17 protein-coding genes are annotated in these 15,780 nt (G+C 40.3%); 3 read left to right on the top strand and 14 right to left on the bottom strand.

What is annotated here, in order from left to right; translation table 11 throughout:
* Window positions 1-76: 76 nt before the first annotated feature.
* Window positions 77-1,537 carry a TonB-dependent receptor gene (locus ACEQ81_RS10740; RefSeq protein ID WP_411030891.1) on the bottom strand — a complete coding sequence of 487 codons (1,461 nt, stop codon included), beginning with the start codon at window positions 1,535-1,537 and terminating at the stop codon, window positions 77-79.
* Window positions 1,538-1,625: 88 nt separating this feature from the next.
* Here ACEQ81_RS10740 and ACEQ81_RS10735 point away from each other — a divergent pair, with 88 nt between their 5' ends.
* Together ACEQ81_RS10735 and ACEQ81_RS10730 are read left to right on the top strand one after the other, a co-directional pair.
* Window positions 1,626-2,390, top strand: coding sequence for an MBL fold metallo-hydrolase (locus ACEQ81_RS10735; RefSeq protein WP_411030890.1), 765 nt, complete (start codon window positions 1,626-1,628; stop codon window positions 2,388-2,390).
* Window positions 2,391-2,402: 12 nt separating this feature from the next.
* Window positions 2,403-2,909 carry a hydrolase gene (locus ACEQ81_RS10730; RefSeq protein WP_411030889.1) on the top strand — a complete coding sequence of 169 codons (507 nt, stop codon included), beginning with the start codon at window positions 2,403-2,405 and terminating at the stop codon, window positions 2,907-2,909.
* Here the strand turns inward: ACEQ81_RS10730 and ACEQ81_RS10725 are convergent.
* The 10 genes from ACEQ81_RS10725 to ACEQ81_RS10680 form a co-directional block, all read right to left on the bottom strand.
* A complete protein-coding gene (locus ACEQ81_RS10725) occupies window positions 2,906-3,562 on the bottom strand; it encodes an alpha/beta hydrolase (protein WP_411030888.1) in 657 nt (218 codons plus the stop codon). The two genes, ACEQ81_RS10730 and ACEQ81_RS10725, sit on opposite strands and share 4 nt — an antisense overlap.
* Window position 3,563: 1 nt before the next feature.
* On the bottom strand, window positions 3,564-3,887 hold the full coding sequence (locus ACEQ81_RS10720) for a hypothetical protein (RefSeq protein WP_411030887.1): 324 nt from the start codon (window positions 3,885-3,887) through the stop codon (window positions 3,564-3,566).
* Window positions 3,888-3,947: 60 nt separating this feature from the next.
* Window positions 3,948-4,265, bottom strand: coding sequence for a DUF4870 domain-containing protein (locus ACEQ81_RS10715; protein ID WP_411030886.1), 318 nt, complete (start codon window positions 4,263-4,265; stop codon window positions 3,948-3,950).
* 42 nt (window positions 4,266-4,307) lie between these two features.
* Window positions 4,308-5,561, bottom strand: a complete 1,254-nt coding sequence (locus tag ACEQ81_RS10710) for a dihydroorotase (protein ID WP_411030885.1) — start codon at window positions 5,559-5,561, stop codon at window positions 4,308-4,310.
* A 51-nt stretch (window positions 5,562-5,612) separates the two neighbouring features.
* Entirely contained in the window at window positions 5,613-7,532 is a 1,920-nt protein-coding gene (locus ACEQ81_RS10705; protein ID WP_411030884.1) for a BatA domain-containing protein, read from the bottom strand.
* 113 nt (window positions 7,533-7,645) lie between these two features.
* Window positions 7,646-8,653: a glycosyltransferase gene (locus ACEQ81_RS10700; RefSeq protein WP_411030883.1), complete on the bottom strand. Its 1,008-nt coding sequence runs from the start codon at window positions 8,651-8,653 to the stop codon at window positions 7,646-7,648.
* Window positions 8,654-8,710: 57 nt separating this feature from the next.
* On the bottom strand, window positions 8,711-9,655 hold the full coding sequence (locus ACEQ81_RS10695) for a hypothetical protein (protein ID WP_411030882.1): 945 nt from the start codon (window positions 9,653-9,655) through the stop codon (window positions 8,711-8,713).
* Window positions 9,656-10,342 carry an SGNH/GDSL hydrolase family protein gene (locus ACEQ81_RS10690; protein ID WP_411030881.1) on the bottom strand — a complete coding sequence of 229 codons (687 nt, stop codon included), beginning with the start codon at window positions 10,340-10,342 and terminating at the stop codon, window positions 9,656-9,658.
* A 73-nt stretch (window positions 10,343-10,415) separates the two neighbouring features.
* Window positions 10,416-11,000 carry a hypothetical protein gene (locus ACEQ81_RS10685; protein ID WP_411030880.1) on the bottom strand — a complete coding sequence of 195 codons (585 nt, stop codon included), beginning with the start codon at window positions 10,998-11,000 and terminating at the stop codon, window positions 10,416-10,418.
* An 18-nt stretch (window positions 11,001-11,018) separates the two neighbouring features.
* Window positions 11,019-12,512, bottom strand: coding sequence for a S10 family peptidase (locus tag ACEQ81_RS10680; RefSeq protein ID WP_411030879.1), 1,494 nt, complete (start codon window positions 12,510-12,512; stop codon window positions 11,019-11,021).
* A gap of 149 nt (window positions 12,513-12,661) precedes the next feature.
* Between ACEQ81_RS10680 and ACEQ81_RS10675 the strand changes: the two genes are divergently transcribed.
* Window positions 12,662-13,804 (top strand): Gfo/Idh/MocA family protein, encoded by a 1,143-nt coding sequence (locus ACEQ81_RS10675; RefSeq protein WP_411030878.1) that lies wholly within the window; start codon window positions 12,662-12,664, stop codon window positions 13,802-13,804.
* Between the two features lie 129 nt (window positions 13,805-13,933).
* Here the strand turns inward: ACEQ81_RS10675 and ACEQ81_RS10670 are convergent, their stop codons facing one another.
* From ACEQ81_RS10670 to ACEQ81_RS10660, 3 genes are all read right to left on the bottom strand, one after another.
* On the bottom strand, window positions 13,934-14,698 hold the full coding sequence (locus tag ACEQ81_RS10670) for a TIGR02757 family protein (protein WP_411030877.1): 765 nt from the start codon (window positions 14,696-14,698) through the stop codon (window positions 13,934-13,936).
* 61 nt (window positions 14,699-14,759) lie between these two features.
* Window positions 14,760-14,972, bottom strand: a complete 213-nt coding sequence (locus ACEQ81_RS10665; protein ID WP_411030876.1) for a DUF6500 family protein — start codon at window positions 14,970-14,972, stop codon at window positions 14,760-14,762.
* Window positions 14,973-15,036: 64 nt separating this feature from the next.
* The gene (locus tag ACEQ81_RS10660; protein ID WP_411030875.1) at window positions 15,037-15,699 is read right to left on the bottom strand and encodes an ABC transporter ATP-binding protein; all 663 of its coding nucleotides are present in this window, start codon (window positions 15,697-15,699) and stop codon (window positions 15,037-15,039) included.
* Window positions 15,700-15,780: the final 81 nt, after the last annotated feature.

The following is a 15,780-nucleotide window of genomic DNA, read 5'->3' as shown; positions in this document are numbered from 1 at the left end:
TCTTAAGCAAAAAAAAGAGTCCGTACTAAATAGTCTCGGACTCTTTTCTATATATCCCTACTAGGTAGTAATCTAGTTACTTAACTTTTTCACTCTCCGCTTCCAATTTACGGGTAAACAACTTTTTCTCCTTAATGATCTCTGCTACACCTTCTGGCAACATTTCTTCCCAACCTTCTTCTCCGGAAGTTATTTTTTTAAGCACATCCCTAGAGAAAATATCCATAATCTCCGTATCATAATCAAAAATATCCATCACCTTGCCATTGTACTTAAAGAATTTGTACAATTCTTTCATTCTAGGATGTACCTTAACGTTGTTGCTGGTCATCAACTGTCCGGTTTCCGGATTTTTCATGGGATATAGATACACTTTCAAGTCCTTAAAGAAGAGTTTACCAAAGGCTTCAAGTATACCACCGCTTAAGTGTCTATAGTATTTTTCATCAAATACATCCACAAGGTTGTTTACACCCATGGTTAGACCAATTTTTGCTTTGGTATAATTACTAAAATATTCTACAAGTTTAAAATATTCCTGAAATTTTGATATCAACACGGTATGGCCCAAAGAGCACAGCAATTCTGCCCTATCCATAAAATCTTGCTCGTCAATTTCACCTGCGGCCTTAAGATTTGAAAGGGTAATTTCGAACACCACAATAGTGTTTTCCTCTTCCACGCTCTGCTCTCGTATAAGAATATCGTAGGATTTTTGATACATGTCCATGTTAACCTTGGTAACCGGTCTAAAACTTCCCCGCAAAGCCAAAATGTTCTTTTTATACAACACCGTGGCAGGTAATAGGTTATTACCATCGGGGCCAAACATTACGGCATCTGTCATGTCGTTTCTTATGAGCTGCAGACTCATTAACCTATTGTCTACATTTTCGAAATTTGGACCGGCAAAGTTCACCATATCTATCTCTACGGTGTCCTTATCGATATGATCGTACAAATATTTTAGCAGCTTTCTGGGTTTGTGGTATTTAAAGAATGCACCATAGATTAGGTTTACTCCCAAAATACCCAAGGTCTCTTGCTGAAGACGTGCTTCGTTCTGCTTAAAACGGACGTGGAGCACAATCTCGTCCAATTCCTTTTGTTTCGGATCTAATTGAAAACGAATACCTAACCAACCGTGACCTTTGTATCTCTTGGAAAAATCTATCGTGGCTACGGTATTGGCATAAGTGAAGAATAGCTTATCCGGATGTTTTTCCCGGCTTATTCTTTCTTCCATCAAACGCATTTCATGGGAAAGCATCTTTTTTAACCGAGGTTGGGAAACATATCTAACCCCTGGTTCCGTACCATAGATGGCATCGCTAAAATCCTTGTCATAGGCACTCATAGCCTTGGCAATGGTACCGGAAGCACCTCCAGACCTAAAAAAATGCCTGGCAGTCTCTTGGCCTGCGCCAATTTCTGCAAAAGTTCCGTAAATGTCCGGATTTAAATTAATTCTAAGGGTTTTGGCCTTTATGGATGGGATATTTTCAAAAGCGGTATCCTTTTTTAATACTGAAGCCATTGTGTTAGTTTTGTGTGTAGCAAAGTTAAAAAGAATGACCAATGTATTAAATAAATAAGTTATAAATTTGAAATAAATAGATAAGGGGTTGAAAATTACTTTTTTGGGTACCGGAACATCGCAGGGAATACCCGTAATTGGGAGCACTCATCCGGTATGTCTAAGTAAAGATCCAAGGGATAAAAGACTACGCGTTTCTGTGATGATTTCATGGAAAAATTACAATTACGTAATAGACTGCGGCCCCGATTTTAGGCAACAGATGTTGACCCATAAAGTGTCTAAATTGGATGGTATTCTTTTTACCCATGAACATGCCGATCATACTGCCGGTATAGATGATATAAGACCGTTTTTTTTTCGTCAGGGCGATATTCCTATTTATGCCCACCAACGTGTGGCAACCTCATTAAAAAGGAGATTCGACTACATTTTTGCCGATGAAAACAGATACCCAGGAGCACCGGCTGTGGAAGTTAACCTCATTACCAAGGACAGCGCATTTAAAATAGGTGATCTAGAGGCCATTCCCATAGAGGCTTTCCATAATAGACTACAGGTCTTTGGTTTTCGGATTTTAGATTTTGTGTACCTCACGGATATTAAGACGGTAGAAGATGAGGAATTGAAAAAAATAAAAAATGCCCAAGTATTGGTGGTCAATGCATTAAGGGAAGAACCCCATCACTCACATTTTAATTTGGAAGAGGCTTTAGCATTTGTAGCGTTAATAAAACCAAAAAAAGCCTATTTTACACATATCAGCCACCTTTTGGGTTTTCACAAAGAGGTGGAGAAAAAATTACCAAAAAACGTACATTTGGCATACGATAATTTGGTTTTGGACCTCTAAGCATATATATCCATGAAAAGTAAGATTTTTTTATATCTGTTCATTTTTGCCGCCCTTATAAGTTTGTATCAATTTGTTAGTGCCGGTAACATGGTTTCTGATAAAAATGAACAAATAGATAGCTTAAAATCCAAAAATGAAGAACTTCAGAAGACTATGAACGATACCGTACAAACTTTACAGCTAAAGGTGTTGGACATGCAATATTTTTCTTTGGATAACAACGATGATGCCTTGGCTTACTATGATCATCTAAAGCTCCAAGACCCATCTAGGTACATTGCCGATAAATTGCTGGAGACAAACGAGACCAAAGGCGATAACCCCCTAATACCCTACGAGGGCATGCAGAGCGACTTTAAAATCAACAAAATAAAGATCCTTAACCATAAATGGATTTTGGCCGATTTTTCGGATGGGAAACATTGGGGAGAAATAATCATCAATTATGAGCTTAAGGATAATTTAGGTGTAGACTTTACTTTGGTTGACCACCTATTATATACCCGAAGCAACTAAATCCTATCCTTTAACCACTTGCTGAAGGCATAAAAATTCTGGGGAGATACACCATGGCCCATTGGAAACTCCTCATAGGTATGTAAAATCCCCATTTTTTTAAGTACTTCTGGCGCTTTTTGCGCCCAACTTACAGGAATAACCTCATCTACTGTGCCGTGAGACGCATAAATATTTAAGTCTGGTTTTTCGGCGTCGGTGCTGGCAATCAGTAAATTTTCGTTGATATACCCACTAAGTGCAATAAGGTTCTTAAATTTTGTGGGATAAGAAAGTGCCACGGCATAGCCAAGAATGGTACCCTGACTAAACCCCAACAAGCTTATATTGTTTTGATCTAAATGATAAGTGCTGCAAGCTTCTTCTATAAAAGCTATAATTTTATCCCGAGATATTTTTGCCTGTTCGTCATCACTCCACTTGCCATACTCTGCATCAAAATTAATGGCATACCACGCATGGCCAAAAGGTTCTAACGCATACGGGGCACGAACGGATATTATACAAAGTTCCGGGGGTAATTCTGGCGCAAAAGAAAAAAGATCTTCTTCATTGCTTCCATAGCCATGAAACATAAAAAGTACTGGGGGTCTACCTTCTTTTAAGGACGAAGGACGGATCAAATGTTCCAATGATAAGGGAGCAGTGGTCATACTATTGAATAAAGGTGAACCATTTCTGGAAGTAGTCCCCTAAGACGGGGACCGATTGTTTTTTATTGTTTAAGGCCCCTATAAAACCGTAAAACCAAAGGACAATGTAGAAAACGTACAATCCGTACCAGGCATAGGTATTGTACCATTGGCTTAAAAAAAGCGCAACCGCCAAAAAAATGAGATGTAGTCCAAATGCTTGCCGTGTATGGAAACGGGCAAATTCATTTTTGGGTTCCAGATTCATGGTAATGGCTATCAAAGCGCCAACCATGGTCATATACGCAATAATTGCCGTAGTCTTACCTTCTTTTGCTTCGTTCATTATATTCAATTGGGGGTCTGGTTACTTCCAGAAACTACAATCTTAAAAAGGTTTTGGGTTTTATTCACCTATAGAACCTACCAACGGTACTTTCTCTGTCTTACCGTTTACTGCATTAACAAGCCCCAGCACGGCAAGGATCCATGCTACCCAACTTAGATAGCCAAAAGCCCCAATGCCCGTAAATATTACCAACATGGTTCCACCAATGGCCAATACAACACCTAAAAGCCATACTCGTAAGGCTTGTCCAATATGAAATTTGGCAAAGGCATTTTTTTTATCGTTGTTCATGAGGTAGGCAATAAGCACTCCAATAAGGGTGATATAGCTTATAATTGCCATTGTTTTTCCTTCGTTGATCGTTTTTTCATCCATTATTATATTATTTAAGGGTTGGTAATTTGTCTTTAAAGATACTTAAATTATTGTTTTACCGTTGCATATTACCCCGTAGACCTTACCTTTAATAGGCTGTCCCAGGAACATGGTATTCTTTGAGGTGGAAAGGATATCGTTTTCCCCAAATTGGAATGTGGCGTCAGGATCAAAAAGCGTTAAACACGCTTTGTTGCCTTCTTTTAATAGTGGCTCCTCTATTCCGTAGCGTTCTCTGCCTTTAGTAAGTAAAGTCACGGCCATTTCTGTAGGTACCAATTGGTTCAGGATTCCGAAAGCGCTTTCAATACCTATGGTTCCATATGCGGCATTATCGAATTCTACCCTTTTTTCTTCTATGTTCATGGGGGTATGATCACTGGTTACAAAATCGATTACACCATCTTTTAAACCCTTTAAAAGGGCTTTACTATCCTTTTTAGTACGTAATGGAGGCATTACTTTATGATTGGAGTCAAAATCGGTCAATACCTCTTCCGTAAACCAGAGGTTATGTAGCGCTACACTGCAACTTACGTCTAAACCTTTCTTTTTGGCATCGGAGATAAGCCTAACGGCATTGGCCGTAGAAATTGTTGGTATATGTAATTTTCCTCCTGTGTATTCCAAGATAAAAAGATCGCGGGCAATTCTAAGCTCTTCTGCCAGCGCCGGAATACCTTTAAGTCCAAGCCTGGTAGAAGTCTCCCCTTCGTGCACCAACCCTTTGCCAGCAATGGACATATCCATTGGAAAGGAATGTACCAACCCATCCAAATTGCGGGCATATTGAAGGCTTATTTTCATTAGGTTAGAATTTTCAACGGACTTCTTAAAGTCGTAAAACCCAACGGCTCCGGCATTTCCCATATCATAAAGCTCTGCCAGTTTTTGTCCTTCGCCATTAACCGTCAAAGTTCCTAAAGGGTATAAGTTTGTAGCACTCCCATTGGCCATGTTCTTAAGGAATACAATGTCGGAACTAGAGTCGGGAAGGGGGTTTATATTGGGGTTTAGTACAATATCCGTAAAGCCACTTTTTGCAGCAACGGTAAGGCCGTTGGAAATCGTTTCTCGCTCCTCATAGCCGGGTTCTCCAAAGCAGACACTACTATCGAACCATCCTATGGATACATGCAAATTCTTAAAGGTGATTGTTTTGGTGTTTTTGGTAGTAGGCAGATTAACCCCAATTTTCTCAATGGTTCCATCGTTTATTAAAATATCCCGTTTTTTAAGATGAAGCCCTTTGTTGGCGACATCTATGATTTTTACAGACTTTAATAGTACCTTCATTTCATTCGATTATAGCAGTGGAGCTCAGGTAAATTTGTTTCATCCTTAAACTCATTTATAATATTTTTGAATCAGCATCTCTACCAACATTAGCAGTATTGCTAAAGTAACAAACCATTTCCAAAGCTCTGTAAGGCTGCTATCTTTTTCGATAGTTTCAAACAGATCGGCTATGGAACCTTGTTTGCTGCTGGCGCTAAGATTGTTTATATCTAAATAATTAAGCTTGCTCTCTTCCGTACTGTAGTTAAAACTCAAATTTTTAATAATACTATCATTATCCTTAATACTATAAATACCGCTGGTCTCAGGATTTTCAAAGAAAGTTAATATTACCTTATTGGGGAGCGACCGTTGTTGTGGTATAAATTCGCCCCCATAGCCAGCAACTTTAAGAATATTGTCTTTGGACAGGGAGGTGGGTATATCAACGTTTATGGTGGTACCCAGGAGGTTGTATAGTTTGGGCATCTGTAAGCTATTGATGCCCATGTTATAGAACGTGGGTACTATTAAGGGCGAGTTTTTAAAATTGGAATTGGCTTCCCCGATTGAGGAGGTGAAAATGTAAAGATTACGGTTGCCGATCAGGAAAGGACGGTTGTCCTGAAATGAAAGAATATGGGGTGCCCTTGTATTTATCTTGTAATAGCTATTGACTTTTGGATATTGAAAATTGGTCACTTTCTTCTCAAAAACGTTTTGGTACAGGGGGTGGTCAAAAACAATATCGGTAATGTTCTGTTCAATATCCGATCTATCGGTGAACACCGTGCCCAAACCGGCCACCAAGGCATTGTAAGCAGAAATATCGGCCTCAGTGGAAGGAATGATCGCTAAGGTTCCATCATTTGAATAAAAAGACCTTAGCGCCATTACCAAGGCATTCGGTATTGATTTTGGTTCGTTTAATATAATTAGGTTCTGCGTTTCTAAAAGACTGTAATTTAAATCGCTAAGACTGAATGAGGCAAACTGAAACTGTTCTTTTTCAAAAATGCGGTTTAAATAATCACTAGCCCCTTCTCCAATACTTAAAACCTTTATTTTTTCTTTATTATTGATATTGAAGAAAAACAGATTATCATAAGTTAGACCGTCGTCCGAAATTTCTATTTTACCATTTATGACCGAATTACCCGGCAATGAAAAGACTACGGCTGCCTTTTTACCATTGGCGAAGTCTGCCGCGGTCTTGGCAATAAGTTTGTCATTATTAAAAAGAGAAACCGCCATGGTCTCGGAATCCGTATTACTTGATAAGACAGCAGTTAGCTCCACATTTTCGCCAAATACGGTGTTTACATAAGCGGTGTCTATCGCTATGTTTTGTAATTTGTCTGTGGACAGTTGCACAAGATGCCTTTGAAACGGGCTGATCGTATCTTGCGAGTAGGAGACCATATTACTTTGAAAGTCGGATATGACTATAAAGTCCTTTATATTAGTCTTGGAGTCACTGAAAAAAGTAGCGGCTTTCAATTCCACCTCCCGTAATCCCAGCTGCTTAGAGGTATAGGGAAGTGTAAGTAAATCGTTTTGGATATCTTTTATAGAGACATTCCTAAAGACCTGCTCATTGGTAAAAAGGCTAAAATTATAGTCTCTCGGAATTCTTTTGAGAAGTTCTTGGATGGCGGCATCCCGTAAAGTACCATTGTCCGTTTTGGCCTGCATGCTAAAGGAGTTATCCAAGAATATTACCGTTTCCCTTGTTTTTAAGGCTGATTTCTCGGCGAAAAACGGTCTTGCAAAGGCCATAACAAAGGCTGCCAACATCAATAGTCTGGTAGCGAGCAAGAGCCATTTTTTTAGACGGCTACTTTTGCGCGATTGGGCAATCACCTTTTGTAACATTTTTACGTTGGTGAACGGCGTTTTCTTAAACCTACGAAGCTGAAAGAGGTGGATAATGATAGGAATCAGTAGTAGAAATAAGGCCCAAAGTAATTCTGGATATTTAAACTGCATTCCTGATTTTGATTTGGCAAATATAATGATTTCACCGTTTAATGTTTTATGCTAAGGATGGAAAAAAGCAGCTTTTAGAAAAAATTAACCTTCGGGCCTCAATTGCTCCTGTGCTAACAGAAGAAAAAATAATCGTTTTTTGGATGTTTATTTAAGGAAGTAAAGTACTCTCGTATCATGCTCTGTGCTTCTTCATTGGCCACAGTAATAATACTTTGCGGGTCGTTCAGTCCTACCAAATCCGAGTAATGTAACATTTCTTGATCGTATATTTTTTTACCTATTTTTTTTGGATTATCGCACAGCCAATAAAAAGGAAGTTTTTCTTTTATAAGGCCTTGCGCAATTGTTTTGCCCTTGTTCCCTGCGCCCCAGAGTGCCAAGGGCCTAGTGTTATCAAATTCTAACCTTAAAAAGTAAAACAGTTTAATATCTAAAAAATAGTTTTGGGCATAATGTTCACTGGTCCGCGAAGTTCTTGTATCGTAATCGCGCCACAGATGTAAAACTCGATCGCAGGGTAGGCATTTAAGACCTGTTTCATAAAACCGAAAGGTAAGATCATAGTCTTCGGGATATCGATCATGATCAAACGCACCACAATGATCCAGATCTTCTTTAAACACCATCCAACAGGGAGATGGAATAACACATTCCTTGTAGATTTCAGCATAGTTGTTTCCGGTTTGGGTAAGCAGGTTTAACCAAGATTCATAACGTTCATAACCGTTGCTGATCCCTCTATCAGAAAAATATTTTACCTGTCCTATGGCAACATGGCCCTTTCCTTTTTCTTTAAGTTTGGCAGCCATGATCTCCAATTTGTCCCTTGTCATAATATCGTCAGAATCCATTCTGGTAATGAGCTCCCCGGAAGATAGGGAATAGGCTTTTCGCAAAGCGTTTATGATACCGGTACCCTCGTTTTTAAACACTTTGATCCGGTCATCGTCTTTTGCAAAAGAATGGAGTATTGTGGCGCTAAGGTCTGTAGAATGATCATCAATGGCCAATACCTCCCAATTGGTATAACTTTGGTTTTGGATGGAAGCCAAACACTCCGGTAGAAAAACGGCCGTATTCTTTACCGGAATCAATATGCTTATTAAAGGATCTTCCATCAGGGCAAGTTAGTAAAATAGCATAACTAGATGTACCAAAAAGATAAATATGGTCAGCTATTTCTTATCGATAAGGTCTTTAATAGATACTTTATAAATTCGGCTGTTACCGTTGGCGTAGGTGTTTAAGGCAGATTGAAGTGCACCAATGGATTTAAAACCTTCTGATTTTATTGTACTTCTTCGACTGGTGAAATACAAAATGTACGAATCCATAGCTACAAACGGACAGTAGTCCATATACGCAGAATTAACCGCTTCACCCATGTTTACAGCCTTCTCCCAACTGTCGTCCTCCTTCTGAAAACTGATATAGAGATCACCGCTTCCCAGCCCATCTTCTCGATTGTAACCGCCAAAAATCAGAAAAGATTCGTTAGGCGCTATATATGCATTGTATTCGTAACCTTCGGTATTTACTGTAGCCCCTAAACCGATAGGTTGGTTGTACTTCCCATCTTTAAACTCACTAAAAAAAATATCGTCCTTTCCAAGTGCAGTAGGGGAGTCGCTTGTATAATACAAATTTCCATTGTTGGCAAGACTAGGATAAAACTCGTTATGTTCGGTATTAATCGGGGAACCCAAATTCTGTGGTTCAGACCATGGATCTCCCTCGCCGTTCCTCGTTACAAACCAAATATCAAAATCCTTTGTTTGGGTGTCATCTGTGGTCAGTGGCCTGTTGGAAACAAAATACAGACGTAATCCATCCGGTGAAAGAAAGGGTTCCAAATCTTTGTATTTACCCGAGAAACTGACTAATTGAGGTGGGGTCCATACATCGTTTTCTTTTTCAAGGCGCACTATAACGGATACTTCTTCAGCAGCACTTTGTACGGTGACATATGCCTCCCGGGTATTGGCCGACAGGGTAAAATCGCGCACTTTCGAAAATTCGGAAAGTATGGGGAGTGCTGGTTGTACGGTCCCCGATTCCTGAGCTTGCTGATCTGTAAAAGATAGCAATGCCATAATGCTGAGCAAAGCACCGGTTTTCATTTATTTTTTGTTGAGAGCCTGTTGTATGGCCTTTTCTACCAAGGGCGACATAACCTCATATCCTTTTGCATTGGGATGCACACCATCAGAACCATAGGCTTCAATCATACCATTGTTCCCATCCTCCATGGCCGAAAAGTAGTCTAGATACACAACACCCTTTTTCTCAGCATAATCTTTTAGCATGGCATTCAACGCGGGAATTTTTTTATTAGGTTCTTTACCCGTTCTCCAAGGATAATCAAAAGCGGGTAATACGGACGAAATTACAACACTGATATCGTTTGCTTCCGCCAATTCCGTCATGGATTTAATATTATCGAGAATCATTTCTAGTGTAATTGGGCCAGTGTTTCCCGCTATATCGTTGGTACCGGCAAGTATAACCACTACTTTCGGATCTAACGAAATTACATCTTGTCTAAAACGCAATAGCATCTGGGGCGTTGTCTGACCACTGATTCCCCTGTTTACATAGGGTTTGCCATCAAAAAAACTCGGCAGGAGCTGTAACCAACCAATAGTAATGGAATTGCCCATAAACACTACACGTTCCTCATCTATCTTTGGTGCTCCCAATTCGACGTTGGCATCTTTAAACTGGGCGAGGTTTGCCCAATCCTGCGCTTCTAGTTCATCTATCATAAAAAGTGTAAAAATAAAAAGGCTTAAAATTAATTTTTTCATAGTTGGTACATAAATTTTTTAAATCGCTATCATGGGTTATTAAAAGGTGCCACCTGCCCTTTTTCACCGGGTTTTATTCCTTTTTGGGGGGCGTAATCATTATATGTGCCCTGTAGGTGCCAGCGTCCATAAGCCAAGCATGTCCGGGAGGCATTGGCGTAGTGGGTAGCCCCGTTGTTTCCCCCGTGGCAAATGGCATATAAAACACGTAGCGTACATATGGGTTTTCAATTTCCTTGGTCTCTTCGTTTACAGTGCCGGAAAAAACGCAAAGCGTGGCCTTATCGGGCATTTTTAAGGCACCGGATTTTACTTCTTTCTCCCTTATATCAAAGATTTCCTTAAATTCTTTTCCTTCTGCCTTTAGGGCTCTGCCACGTGCCATAAACTCATCGAGACTCTTATGATAAGCCGCAGTGGAGAATCCTTCTTTCTTAGGGTCGTCCGCCAAGCATACATAGGCGTTGGTGCCTTCACGCAGTACTACAAAATCTCCGGCGGAATTATAACCATAGACTAGGGCGCCTTCCTGAAATTCTGCCGGTGCGGCCAAAACAGCAGTTTTTATCTGCCATTCTTTTGAGGGTACTTCCTGACTGAAGCCCAAAGAGATTACATGTAATAGTAAAACCAGTATTCCTATTTTAGTATTTTTCATTGTGATGGATTTAACGGTTTAATATTTAGCCGATTTGCCATTGGCCATTGTTTTTAAGATAAACGCTCGTATGTCGTCATTGGCGTTTTTTAAATCTTCCCTTCTTAGATACATCATATGTCCGCTGCGATACCCTTTAAAGCTAAAACGATCTTTCATACGTCCACTGGGGTCTATTTGCCACATGGTGTATTTTGCATTAAAATAGGTAGTTGCCCCATCATAATACCCGGATTGTACCAAGACGTTGAGATAGGGATTTTGGGCCATTGCCTGCCGCAAATTATCACGGGTATTGTCATCTTCGTTGTTCCACGGATGTACGGGTCCAAACATATTGTATTTAATATCGGTCTTAAATTTTAACTCTTCCTGCAGATAATAATTAATGGCCGGTGTAAAGCTGTGCAACCAAGAGGTGAGTTCTGCACTATAATCGGGTCCGCTTCCGGCCAATTGTTTGTCTATACCCAAATACCGGCTATCTAGCCTACCAATATTATAACCGCCACGATCCCTCATAAGGGCTTTCCAAAAGTAATCCGTGGGAATTTCCAGGTTATGTTGTAAAATTTCTTTTTCTGATAGCCCTGAATAATGGGCTATTTTTTTTGCAACCTCATTTTTCTCGGTAGCACTTATGAAACCACCTTTGGCAAGTGCCGGAATAAGTGTGTTGATGGTATAGGACTCAGATTCTGGTAGTATATCCAACAGATCCTTTTGCTGTAAGTCCGAAGGCAAGGCTTTATGGTGCCAAGCGGCCGCGGTATAGTACGGAAGGTTAAGCGCACCGGATACCGGACCATTTTTGGTAATTACATTATAGTCTGCCGGCGATACCATAATTACTCCATTAAGATACATCCACTGCTGATTTTGTAAAGCCAGGGACAAGCCCATTACTCGGGTACCCCCATAGCTTTCCCCAATAATATATTTGGGAGAACGCCATCTGTTGTTGCGCGTTACAAAGGTGTTTAGCCATTCTGCCAAATATTTAACATCGGCATTAATGCCAAAAAACTTTTCCCGATCTACCTTTTCCCCTTTTTCTGGAATGGTTCGGGAATATCCTGTATTGGCAGGGTTTATATAAACAATGTCACAAACATCCAAAATGGAATAAGGATTTTGCTTTACACCATAGGGTTGCACCGGATAGCCTTCATCATCGATCTTTAGGACACGAGGGCCAGTGTAGGCCAAGTGCATCCAAACAGAACCAGATCCTGGCCCGCCATTAAAAGACATCAATAAAGGTCGGCTAGCACGGTCTTTTACATTATTTCTTGTATAGTAGGTATAATGTAAGGAGGCAATGGGCTCCCCCATATCGTCCCAGACCGGTTGTGTGCCTGTTGTGGCGGTATATGCAAAGGAAGTGCCGTTTACGGTTACATTGTGTTGTGTTACCACCGTAGTGTCCAAGGGCAATTTTCGGTCTTGGGCCAAACCCGATTGTGAAATAAATAGAAGAGAGAATAATGAAAATAAGACGTTTTGCTTCATTTGGATGTTGCTTTTTGAAATTCGTTTAAAAATAGGAATTTAGATTGAAAATAGATAGGTTTTGTATCTTTAGTTGTCTTTCTGAATCTTGATGTAAAAATTGTAATTTTTGAAGACAATTTGTAGTTGAATACTAAACCCTTTTAGATATGAAAAAACTATCCCGCAGAGCTTTTAATACTACGGTTGGCAAAGGCATAGGTGCAGCGGCACTTATGACTCCTTTGACCTGGGCATATGGAAGTCCCAACACACACAAGAGTCAGAAAAAATTGGGCATGGCTCTTGTAGGGCTTGGTAGCTATAGTACTTACCAATTGGCACCTGCTTTACAGGACACCCAATTTTGTAAGTTAAGTGGAATTGTTACCGGTACTCCAAAAAAGGAAGTACAATGGATGCAGCAGTATGGTATTCCAAAAGAAAGCGTTTATAATTATGATAATTTTGATGACATTGCTAATAACGACACCATAGATATTGTTTATGTAGTGCTTCCCAATAGTATGCATGCGGATTTTTGTATACGCGCCGCAAAGGCTGGTAAGCATGTTATCTGCGAAAAACCTATGGCCATGAATGTTGCAGAATGCGATGCGATAATTGATGCGTGCCAAGAGGCAGGGGTAAAACTTAGTGTGGGTTATCGGTTACATTCCGAACCGTATACCCAGGAAGTGAAGCGCATGGTAAGCGAAAAGACTTTTGGCAATGTAAAATACCTCTCTGCCGATGCGGCATACAACTCTAGGGGTAATCCGGATCAATGGCGACTTAACAAGGCGCTTTCCGGTGGGGGAGCATTAATGAACATGGGAGTTTACGCCATTCAGAGCGCAATATACGGAACCGGAGAAAATCCAACCTCCGTTACAGCTCAGGAATTCAGCACTCGACCGGAATACTTCAAAGATACCGATGAGACCGTAACGGCCCAGTTCGAATTTCCAAGTGGAGCGGTAGCCAACATTTTTACATCACACAATGTGAATGCAAACCGCTTATATGCATCATGCGATAGGGGGTGGTTTGAACTAAATCCGGCAAATCACTACGGCCCTTTGCGAGGAAGTACCTCCTCTGGTAGGACGATAGAATTTCCGCACGAGCGTCAACAAAAATTACAGATGGACGACTTTGCAAGCCACATCTTATCGGGGACACCTAATAAGGTCCCAGGGGCCATGGGTAAACGCGATATGATTATTGTAGAGGCCATTTACAAATCCATTGCAGAAGGCAACGTAAAAATACCCCTAGAATTTGCCCCGATGTATGGGTTTGGTGAATGATTTTTCTCTAGCTAATGCAATTGGTTTCCATGAAGCTATCTTATCCTTAGCGATTATAGCGCCTCAATTGTTTTTAAATTAAATAGGTAAGGTACTGTTTACCCACAAGGTGCTACAGCGATCTTGGAATTAAAATTTTTCAAAAACCCCAAGACCAAAAAGGGCAAAGTCGTATTTTACAGGGTCTAAGGGGTCTAATTTTCTCAGTTCGGTATCGAGCAGCCCAAGGGCCCTTGCATCATTCTGTGATCGCTTTAAGAGTCCCAGTTTTCTGGCAACGTTTCCCGAATGCACGTCTAAGGGACAGGACAATTGGGCCGGCCGAATCGTTTTCCAAAGGCCAAAGTCTACACCTGTGGTATTGGGACGTACCATCCAGCGCAGAAACATATTGATGCGCTTGGCGGCAGAACCCCTCTCAGGATCCGAAACGTGTTTTGTAGTTCTTTTGGGATGTGGTATTTCAAAAAATACCTTCTTAAAATTGCTAATGGCCGGCTGCAGCGAAAGGGGAGTGGCATTTTTGGAAAAGCAGTCTTCCAAGCCACCATGGTTGCTATAGATATTGTGTAGGCTTTGTATGAAATAAATAAGGTCTTCTCCTTGGAAGGTACGGTGCACAAAATTGGAAAGTTTTTCCAAATCGCCCTTTTGGTGTTGCATCACAAAATTATGTGGAGCATAATCCAAAAGCTCCATGAGGGTGGTTGCATTTTTAATAATGCTCTTGCGATTACCCCATGCTATGGTGGCAGTTAGAAAAGCGCCGATCTCAATGTCCTCTTTTTTGGAAAATAGATGCGGAATCTTAATAGGGTCTGTTTCCAAAAATTTGGGATGATCATACTGGGCGGCCTTGGCGTCCAAAAACTCCTTTAGTTCCGATTTGTTCATTAAAGGAGAGTTTGGAGGTTCTTTGTTTTTGGATGTATCATTGGTGTTTTGGATCTGCCGTTTACTGAACTAGATTTTTAATTTTCACAGCTTTTTCAAAATGGTCTAACTTATGTTCCAAAATCCACCATGTGGCCATTTCCATTAATAATTCCGGATCGCTGTTCTTATTGGAAAAGAAGGCATAAAACGATAACCCTACATTGGAGCCTTTTGCGGCAATTTTGGCATTGCAAACTGCAATAATTTTCTCCTTTAAAGTGTTGTTTAGCATGTATTTAAGTCTGTCAAAATTTTCAGGCGATGTAATTTGGATTCCAGGATTTTGAACTTAAAAATTACTTAGTTATCAATCCGTCCACCATTGTCAATTTTCTATCGGCCATATTAGCCAAACCCTGATTGTGGGTTACTATAACAAAGGTTTGCCCTAGTTTATCGCGTAGCTCAAAAAACAATTTATGTAAGGTGTCCGCACTTTCTGAATCCAAGTTACCACTAGGCTCGTCGGCAAAAATTATTGAGGGGTCGTTTACCAGTGCCCTAGCAACCGCTACGCGTTGTTGTTCACCGCCAGAAAGAGCGTTTGGTTTGTGATCTATTCTGTGGGATAGCCCAAGAAAATCTAACAGTTCCCTTGCCTTGGCCTCAGCTTGGTTTCTAGGTGTTTTTTTTATAAAAGCAGGTATACATACGTTCTCTAGGGCCGTAAATTCTGGGAGTAACTGATGAAATTGAAATATGAAACCGATATGTTGGTTCCTAAATTTGGCCATCGATTTATCGTTAAGTGCATTAACATCCACACCGTTGATAATTAACTGACTATCTTTTTTATTGGACTGTCCGTCCAAGGTGCCCAAAATTTGTAGCAGCGTGGTTTTTCCTGCTCCGGAAGCACCCACAATGGAAACAATTTCGCCCTTTTTTATATGCAGGGCCACTCCTTTTAATACTTGAAGGTCTCCGTAGAATTTTTGAATATTGTTGGCTTGGATCATTAAAGGAAATTTACGGGATGAAAGTAAACATTAGCGCACACATGGCAAAAATAAAAAAATCAAATCCGTGTTTTTAATAGT

Source organism: Spongiimicrobium sp. 3-5 (assembly GCF_046557915.1).
Taxonomy (GTDB): Bacteria; Bacteroidota; Bacteroidia; order Flavobacteriales; family Flavobacteriaceae; genus JBHEBG01.
Note: the sequence above shows the minus strand (reverse complement) of the source record. Positions and strands in the feature narration are given on the sequence as shown.

Coding starts and splice junctions, on each gene's coding strand:
- ACEQ81_RS10665 (WP_411030876.1), bottom strand. CDS start 14,972: ATGCTAAACAACACTTTAAAGGAGAAAATTATTGCAGTTTGCAATGCC.
- ACEQ81_RS10695 (WP_411030882.1), bottom strand. CDS start 9,655: ATGAAAACCGGTGCTTTGCTCAGCATTATGGCATTGCTATCTTTTACA.
- ACEQ81_RS10720 (WP_411030887.1), bottom strand. CDS start 3,887: ATGAACGAAGCAAAAGAAGGTAAGACTACGGCAATTATTGCGTATATG.
- ACEQ81_RS10675 (WP_411030878.1), top strand. CDS start 12,662: ATGAAAAAACTATCCCGCAGAGCTTTTAATACTACGGTTGGCAAAGGC.
- ACEQ81_RS10690 (WP_411030881.1), bottom strand. CDS start 10,342: ATGAAAAAATTAATTTTAAGCCTTTTTATTTTTACACTTTTTATGATA.
- ACEQ81_RS10670 (WP_411030877.1), bottom strand. CDS start 14,698: ATGAACAAATCGGAACTAAAGGAGTTTTTGGACGCCAAGGCCGCCCAG.
- ACEQ81_RS10725 (WP_411030888.1), bottom strand. CDS start 3,562: ATGACCACTGCTCCCTTATCATTGGAACATTTGATCCGTCCTTCGTCC.
- ACEQ81_RS10700 (WP_411030883.1), bottom strand. CDS start 8,653: ATGGAAGATCCTTTAATAAGCATATTGATTCCGGTAAAGAATACGGCC.
- ACEQ81_RS10705 (WP_411030884.1), bottom strand. CDS start 7,532: ATGCAGTTTAAATATCCAGAATTACTTTGGGCCTTATTTCTACTACTG.
- ACEQ81_RS10715 (WP_411030886.1), bottom strand. CDS start 4,265: ATGGATGAAAAAACGATCAACGAAGGAAAAACAATGGCAATTATAAGC.
- ACEQ81_RS10740 (WP_411030891.1), bottom strand. CDS start 1,537: ATGGCTTCAGTATTAAAAAAGGATACCGCTTTTGAAAATATCCCATCC.
- ACEQ81_RS10710 (WP_411030885.1), bottom strand. CDS start 5,561: ATGAAGGTACTATTAAAGTCTGTAAAAATCATAGATGTCGCCAACAAA.
- ACEQ81_RS10660 (WP_411030875.1), bottom strand. CDS start 15,699: ATGATCCAAGCCAACAATATTCAAAAATTCTACGGAGACCTTCAAGTA.
- ACEQ81_RS10730 (WP_411030889.1), top strand. CDS start 2,403: ATGAAAAGTAAGATTTTTTTATATCTGTTCATTTTTGCCGCCCTTATA.
- ACEQ81_RS10680 (WP_411030879.1), bottom strand. CDS start 12,512: ATGAAGCAAAACGTCTTATTTTCATTATTCTCTCTTCTATTTATTTCA.
- ACEQ81_RS10685 (WP_411030880.1), bottom strand. CDS start 11,000: ATGAAAAATACTAAAATAGGAATACTGGTTTTACTATTACATGTAATC.